Genomic DNA, 7,449 nt, shown 5'->3' on the forward strand with positions numbered 1-7,449 from the left:
GCCGGGATTGACTTCGTGGCGGTCGCGGAACACCGCGATGATGTCCTGGGTCCCGATTCGGGCGACGATCTGCGTCTCCGAACCGGTCGGCTCGACCACGATCACCTCGGCCTCGATGCCGTCATCGGCCAGCTCGAGATGCTCAGGGCGCACGCCGTAGACCACCGGACGGCCGTCGGATGCGGCCGGCGCCGTGAGCAGCGGCAGCTTGGCGCCGTTGTCGGTCTCGACATAGACCGAGCCGTTCGACTTCAGGTGGCCATTGAGGAAGTTCATGGCCGGCGAACCGATGAAGCCGGCGACGAACTGATTGTCGGGCTTGTCGTAGAGGTCGAGCGGCGAGCCCATCTGCTCGACGATGCCGTCATGCATGACGACAATCTTGTCGGCCATCGTCATGGCCTCGATCTGGTCGTGGGTGACGTAGACGGTGGTAGTCTTCAGCCGCTGGTGCAGCTCCTTGATCTCCGTGCGCATCGCCACGCGCAGCTTGGCGTCCAGGTTCGACAGCGGCTCGTCGAACAGGAACACCTGGGGATCGCGCACGATGGCGCGGCCCATCGCGACGCGCTGGCGCTGGCCGCCGGAGAGCTGGCGGGGATAGCGGTCGAGCAGCGGGGTCAGCGCGAGGATCTCGGCGGCGCGGGCGACGCCCTTCTTGATGTCCTCTGGCCGCGCGCCGCGCAGCTTCAGCGAGAAGCCCATGTTGTCGGCGACCGTCATGTGCGGATAGAGCGCGTAGTTCTGGAACACCATCGCAATGTCGCGCTCTTTCGGCTGCACATTGTTGACGACGCGTTCCCCGATCGAGATGGTTCCGGAGGTGATGTTCTCGAGCCCAGCGAGCATGCGCAGCAGCGTCGACTTGCCGCAGCCGGACGGACCGACCAGCACGACGAATTCGCCATCCTCGATCGGAATGGTCACGCCGTGCAGGACCTCGAAACCGCCGAACGATTTGCGCACGTCGCGAATTTGCACCGACGACATCAATTCCCTCCTCAAAGACCGACTGCATTGGCTGCAGACCGGCGGCATTCTCACCCATTGTGCACGGCCGTTTGATCTGGCCGCTTGTTGTTGTACCGTCTTTGCTCGTTCAGTCCGTGCGGACTGGACGTCAGCTCGGTACGCATTGTCGGCAGTTTAGTTCTCTTTCGCAATGCTTCGCTTAGCAACCGCGTGATAGCGCTGTCAATATCGCTTGTGTACCAGACCGCCTATGCTATGAGCATCGCATGGGACGGAAACGTATCAAGCCGGGAAAAGTGCGGCTGACGGAAGTTGCGGCCTTGGCGGGCGTCAGCCCGATCACGGTGTCGCGCTTCTTCCGTAATCCGGACACCGTCTCGGCCGGGCGGCGGCTGCGGATCGAAAGCGCCGCCAAGGATCTCGGCTACGTCCCCAACCTCGCCGCGCGCGCGCTTGCATCGCAGCGCACCGAAGTGATCGGCGTGCTGATACCGTCCCTCACCAACAACGTGTTCTCGGATGTGCTGCGCGGCATCTATGACGCGTTCGAGGGCAGCCGCTACAGCATCCAGCTGGCGAACACGCGCTACAGCCTGCTGCAGGAGGAGCGCCTGCTGCGGCTGTTCGTGATGCAGAAGCCGGCCGGGCTCATCGTCACCGGCGTCGACCAGACCGCGGAGGGCCGCGCGATCGTGCAGGCGGCCGATTGCCCGGTCGTGCAGATCATGGAGACCGGGCCCGAACCGATCGACATGATGATCGGTTTCTCGCATGTCGACGCCTGTTACGCGGCGATTTCCCACCTGCTCGCCCAGGGCTGCCGCCGCATCGGCTTTCTCGGCGCGCGCATGGACCCGAGGGTGCAGCGCCGCCTGCAGGGCTATCAGAACGCGATGAAGGCCGCCGGCGTGTTCGACCCGCGCCTGATCGTCACGACGGCCGTGCCGACCTCCACGACCATAGGCGGCAACCTGTTTTCGGACCTCATGCTGAAGGCGCCCGACGTCGATGCCGTGTTCTGCGCCAATGACGACCTCGCGCTCGGCGTGCTGTTCGAATGCCAGCGCCGCCACATCGCGGTGCCCGAGCAGATCGCGATCGTCGGCTTCAACGACATGGAGTTCATGGCGTCGGCGGTTCCGACGCTGACGAGCGTGCGCACCAATCGCTACGAGATGGGCCTGCGCGCCGCGACGATGATCATGGACGAGGTCGAAGGGCGGCCCGTCGCCGAGCGCGTCGTCGATCTCGGCTTCGAGGTGATGGAACGGCAGAGCTCGACCTTGCAGCGCGCCGCCGCAGTGCCGGCCGACCGGGCCTCGGGCACAAAATGGTAGCGCAACCAAAATTGCTGATCTAGAACGACGCTGAAGACGACGACTTGAACGAAAGACGTAGGCGATCTCGACACCGGTCCGTTGCATCTGAGCGATTTGCCCCACCTCGCGCAAGGCAGGCGTGAGCGGAGCATTCACGGCAGAACGGCGTCGCCACGTTGCACTGCGGGAGGAAAGCATGACGACATCCAAGGGACACGCCGGCAACGGCGCCGACAAGAGCCGCAAGCTGCGTTCGCAGGCGTGGTTCAACGATCCGCACAATCCGGGCATGACCGCGCTCTATCTCGAGCGCTATCTCAATTTCGGCCTGACCCGCGGCGAGTTGCAATCCGGCAAGCCGATCATCGGCATCGCCCAGACCGGCAACGACCTGTCGCCGTGCAACCGCCACCATCTCGAGCTGGCGCATCGCGTGCGCGAAGGCATCCGCGAGGCCGGCGGCATCGCGATGGAATTTCCGACCCATCCGATCCAGGAAACCGGCAAGCGTCCCACTGCGGCTCTCGACCGCAACCTCGCTTATCTCGGCCTGGTGGAGATCCTGTTCGGCTATCCGCTCGACGGCGTGGTGCTGACCACCGGCTGCGACAAGACGACGCCGGCCTGCCTGATGGCGGCGGCGACGGTGAACATTCCTGCGATCGTGCTGTCCGGCGGGCCGATGCTGAACGGCTGGCACGAGGGCCAGCGTACCGGCTCCGGCACCGTGGTGTGGAAGTCGCGCGAGCGGCTCGCCGCCGGCGAGATCGACTATGAGGAGTTCATGCAGATCGTGGCGTCCTCGGCGCCGTCGGTCGGCCATTGCAACACCATGGGCACCGCGTCGACCATGAACGCGCTGGCCGAGTCGCTCGGCATGTCCCTGCCCGGCTGCGCCGCCATTCCGGCGCCGTATCGCGAGCGCGGCCAGATCGCCTATGAGACCGGCAAGCGCATCGTCGACATGGTGTGGGAGGACCTCAAGCCGTCGGACATTCTCACCCGCAAGGCGTTCGAGAACTGCATCGTCGCCAACTCCGCGATCGGCGGCTCGACCAATGCGCCGATCCACATCAACGCGCTGGCCCGCCATGTCGGCGTCGAGCTCGACATCGACGACTGGCAGAAGGTCGGTCACGACGTCCCGCTGCTCGTCAACATGCAGCCGGCCGGCTTCTATCTCGGCGAGGAATTCCACCGCGCGGGCGGTGTGCCGGCCGTGATTGGAGAACTGATGCGGCACAAGCGCATCCACGAAGACGTCATCACCGTCAACGGCCGCAGCATGGGCGACAATTGCCGCGCCGCGCCCAAGCCCGACAATGACGTGATCTGGTCCTACGACAAGCCGCTGGTGAAGGACGCCGGCTTCCTGGTGCTGCGCGGCAACCTGTTCGACTCCGCGATCATGAAGACCAGCGTGATCTCCAAGGAATTCCGCGAGCGCTATCTCAGCAACCCGAGGGACCCCAACGCTTTCGAAGGCCGCGCCATCGTATTCGAGGGTCCGGAGGACTATCACGACCGCATCGACGATCCGGCGCTCGCCATCGACGAGCATTGCGTGCTGTTCATCCGCGGCGCCGGGCCGATCGGCTATCCCGGCGGCGCCGAGGTCGTGAACATGCAGCCGCCGGCGGCGCTGATCAAACGCGGCATCCTGTCCCTGCCCTGCATCGGCGACGGCCGCCAGTCCGGCACCTCGGGCTCGCCGTCGATCCTGAATGCTTCGCCAGAGGCCGCAGCCGACGGCGGCCTGGCAATCCTCAAGACCGGCGACAAGGTGCGGATCGACCTCAACAAGGGCTCGGCCAACATCCTGATCTCCGACGAGGAGGTCGCAAAACGTCATGCCGAGCTGAAGGCCAAGGGCGGCTTCCCGCATCCGGCCAACCAGACGCCGTGGCAGGAGCTCTACCGCAACACCGTCGGCCAGCACGCCACCGGCGCCTGCATGGAGCTCGCCACGCGATACCAGAACATCGCTGGCACTGTCGGCGTGGCCAGGCATAATCACTAGACACGCGGCACAAAGCCAGCCACCGTCATTGTGAGGAGCGAAGCGACGAAGCAATCCAGAGCCGCGCGCGCAGCCCTGGATTGCTTCGCTGCGCTCGCAATGACGAAAGAATTAACGAGCATCCCAAGGGAGACCCCATGTCCGACCGCCTCAAGGGCAAGCGCGCCTTTGTCACCGCCGCCGCTGCCGGCATCGGCCGCGCCTGTGCCATCGCCTTCGCGCGGCAAGGCGCCACCGTGTTCGCCACCGATATCGACGAGAAGGGCCTCTCGACCTTGAAGGCAGAGGGCATTGCCGAGGTCGCCACGCTCGACGTGCGCAATACTGCGGCTGTCAATGCGATGGCCGATCGGGTCGGCAAGGTCGAGATCCTGCTCAACGCCGCCGGCTTCGTGCACAACGGCACCATCCTCGACTGCTCGGACGACGACTGGGATTTCTCGTTCGACCTCAACGTCAAGTCGATGCATCGCACGATCCGCGCCTTCCTGCCGAAGATGCTCGACCAGGGCGGCGGCGCCATCGTCAACATCGCCTCGGCCGCCGGCGTGTTCAAGGCGGCGCCGAACCGCTACGTCTACGGCGCGACCAAGGCGGCCGTCGCGGCGCTGACGCGCTCGGTCGCGGCCGACTTCGTCGGCAAGAAGATCCGCTGCAACTGCATCTGCCCGGGAACGATCGAGACGCCGTCAATGCTGGGACGCGCGGCGTCGGCCGGGCCGAATGGCCTGGAGATGTTCATCTCGCGCCAGCCGATGGGGCGGCTCGGCACCGCCGAGGAGATCGCCCATCTCGCCGTGTATCTCGCCAGCGACGAGAGCGCGTTCACCACCGGCGTCGCCCACACCATCGACGGCGGCTGGACGCTGTAATCACCCCTCATCCTGAGGAGCCTGCGCAGCAGGCGTCTCGAAGGATGAGGCCCGGACATCGGGGCCTCATGGTTCGAGACGCGCTGCGCGCTCCTCACCATGAGGGGCTGGAGCCGAGGGCGGCGCTGCACATCGGACCATGAACACGCTGAGAGCGTTTTCATGGAGGGGGACGAAAGACGGGAGTCTCGACCATGAACCACATCGATCTCGCCAATCGCTGCGCCGTCGTCACCGGCGGCGCGCAGGGGTTCGGCCGCGCCATCACCGAGCGCTTCAAGGTCTCGGGCGCCAAGGTCGCGATCTGGGATCACGACATTGCGCTCGCCGAGAAGACGGCGCAGGAGATCGGCGCCGAGGTACTGGCGCTCAAGGTCGACGTCACCGACACCATGGCTGTCGAAGGCGCGCGCGATGCGACGCTCGCCGCATTCGGGACCATCGACATCCTGGTCAACAATGCCGGGATCGCCGGCATCAACAAGACGGTGTGGGAGACCGACCTCGAGGAATGGCGCAAGGTGCTGCGCATCAATCTCGACGGCCCCTTCATCTGCGCCAAGGCGATCGTGCCGGTCATGCTCAAGCAAGGCTATGGCCGCATCGTCAACATCGCCTCGATCGCCGGCAAGGAAGGCAATCCGAACGCGGCGCATTATTCCGCATCGAAGGCCGGACTGATCGCGCTGACGAAGTCGCTCGGCAAGGAGCTGGCGCAGCACAACATCACGGTGAATGCCGTGACGCCGGCCGCGGCGAAGACCGCGATCTTCGATCAGATGACCGAAGCGCACATCAACTTCATGCTGTCGAAGATCCCGAAGGGCCGCTTCGTCCTGGTGGAAGAGCTCGCCGCTCTGGTGTCCTGGCTCGCCTCGGAAGAGTGTTCATTCTCCACCGGCGCCGTGTTCGACATCTCCGGCGGCCGCGCGACGTATTAGTTGACTTGTAGCCCGGATGAGCGCAGCGACATCCGGGGTCTCACGCGCTGCCGATGTGAACCCGGATGTCGCTGCGCTCATCCGGGCTACACGCTACACGCCTGAACCCTTGGGGTAGGCAAAGGCGCGGCACCGCGCCCTCCTCACGCACCATGGCCATGGCGCCGTGCCCACCATGTCGCCGCAGGACATGTCGCCCGACGGTGGGCACGCACCGCCTGAGGGCGGCGCTTTGCCTACCCTACGCAGCGACGCGTCCCGTCGTGCTGTGCGCACATCGCGCGAGCCTTCGCCGCGCGGGCTGCCAAAAAATTCCCAGATGCGTGAGATGCCGGTCTTGCAAATCTCACCTTTGAGTGCATGTTCACGGCGCACTACTTCTGAATGAATCATTTTTAAGTATCATTGACTGCGCTGGCGGCGGGATTTCACGGCAGGACGTGTCGGCAAAACGTCCCCTGACATGGCGGGTCCATCCCAGCGCGCGCATCACGAGGAGATTGCCATGAAGACCAGTTGCTGGCTCACGCTGACGTTCGCGACGACGATGGCCGCAAGCGGATTGTCCGGCGCCATCAGCCCTTCCCATGCAGCACCGCCGCCGCCGGCCAAGAATTGTCCGGCGTTCGGCTGGTCGGAGGGTCTCGGCCAATATCTCAAGCCCGACGCCGCCTTCCCGACCTCCGACACCAGGACGATCCCGACGCCGGACTGCAACTTTCACCAATGGTCGTGGGAGGCCTTCGTCTGGGCGACCGCGCTGATCAAGGATCCGGGCTCGGGCACCACCGTGCCGCGCTTCATGACCCTGGCGACGCCGGACGAGTTGCTCAACAACGCCGAGGATGTCGGTGCGCCGAAGCTGCGGCCGCTGCGGCTGGCTGCGCGCGCGCAAGTGTTTCATGGTGCGGCGGGCTTCACCGAAGGAGCCGGCGCGATCGTCGAGGCCGACGGCAACATGCTGGTCACGCAGAACGGCTACCCGGTCTACGCCTCGGTGCACATGAACCAGACCTATTTCAACACGGCGCGGAAGAACCTGATCGTGACCGGCGGCTATCAGAGCCAGCCGGCGGGCTCGTCGTTTGCCGTCGGCGATGCCGTGTTCAAGGCCACCTGGCTGCGCCTCGATCCCAACCAGGCGCCGCCGGCCGGGGCCTATACGACCCAGGCGCAGGTGCCGGTGCTGGAGACCAAGATCACGCCCGGCCTGATCACGATCCAGCCGGTGCCCGGCAAGTTCGTCACGGTGACGGTGGCGCTGGTCGGCCTGCATGTGGTCGGCTACACCGAGAACCATCCGGAATTCCTGTGGGGCACGTTCG

Annotated in this window: 5 protein-coding genes and 1 pseudogene; 5 read left to right on the forward strand and 1 reads right to left on the reverse strand. The window is 65.3% G+C overall.

Annotation, left to right across the window (positions count from 1 at the left end; all coding sequences use genetic code 11):
- Window positions 1-990: ABC transporter ATP-binding protein (locus tag BRAS3809_RS23860; protein ID WP_035657962.1), on the reverse strand; the 990-nt coding region annotated here is incomplete at its 3' end.
- A gap of 248 nt (window positions 991-1,238) precedes the next feature.
- Between BRAS3809_RS23860 and gntR the strand changes: the two genes are divergently transcribed.
- From gntR to BRAS3809_RS23885, 5 genes and pseudogenes are all read left to right on the forward strand, one after another.
- Window positions 1,239-2,309, forward strand: a complete 1,071-nt coding sequence (gntR, locus tag BRAS3809_RS23865; RefSeq protein WP_008964599.1) for an HTH-type transcriptional regulator GntR — start codon at window positions 1,239-1,241, stop codon at window positions 2,307-2,309.
- Window positions 2,310-2,487: 178 nt separating this feature from the next.
- Window positions 2,488-4,311, forward strand: a complete 1,824-nt coding sequence (locus BRAS3809_RS23870; protein ID WP_008964600.1) for an IlvD/Edd family dehydratase — start codon at window positions 2,488-2,490, stop codon at window positions 4,309-4,311.
- Window positions 4,312-4,448: 137 nt separating this feature from the next.
- Window positions 4,449-5,183 carry an SDR family oxidoreductase gene (locus tag BRAS3809_RS23875; RefSeq protein WP_008964601.1) on the forward strand — a complete coding sequence of 245 codons (735 nt, stop codon included), beginning with the start codon at window positions 4,449-4,451 and terminating at the stop codon, window positions 5,181-5,183.
- Between the two features lie 194 nt (window positions 5,184-5,377).
- The gene (locus tag BRAS3809_RS23880) at window positions 5,378-6,124 is read left to right on the forward strand and encodes an SDR family NAD(P)-dependent oxidoreductase (protein ID WP_008964602.1); all 747 of its coding nucleotides are present in this window, start codon (window positions 5,378-5,380) and stop codon (window positions 6,122-6,124) included.
- A 505-nt stretch (window positions 6,125-6,629) separates the two neighbouring features.
- A pseudogene (locus BRAS3809_RS23885) lies at window positions 6,630-7,449 on the forward strand (hypothetical protein); the annotation flags it as partial.

Origin of the sequence: Bradyrhizobium sp. STM 3809, from assembly GCF_000239795.1 — a bacterium.
Lineage (GTDB): Bacteria > Pseudomonadota > Alphaproteobacteria > Rhizobiales > Xanthobacteraceae > Bradyrhizobium.

What these genes read in the sequence shown, in the direction of transcription:
- gntR (WP_008964599.1), top strand. Translation starts at nt 1,239, where the DNA reads ATGGGACGGAAACGTATCAAGCCGGGAAAAGTGCGGCTGACGGAAGTT.
- BRAS3809_RS23870 (WP_008964600.1), top strand. Translation starts at nt 2,488, where the DNA reads ATGACGACATCCAAGGGACACGCCGGCAACGGCGCCGACAAGAGCCGC.
- BRAS3809_RS23875 (WP_008964601.1), top strand. Translation starts at nt 4,449, where the DNA reads ATGTCCGACCGCCTCAAGGGCAAGCGCGCCTTTGTCACCGCCGCCGCT.
- BRAS3809_RS23880 (WP_008964602.1), top strand. Translation starts at nt 5,378, where the DNA reads ATGAACCACATCGATCTCGCCAATCGCTGCGCCGTCGTCACCGGCGGC.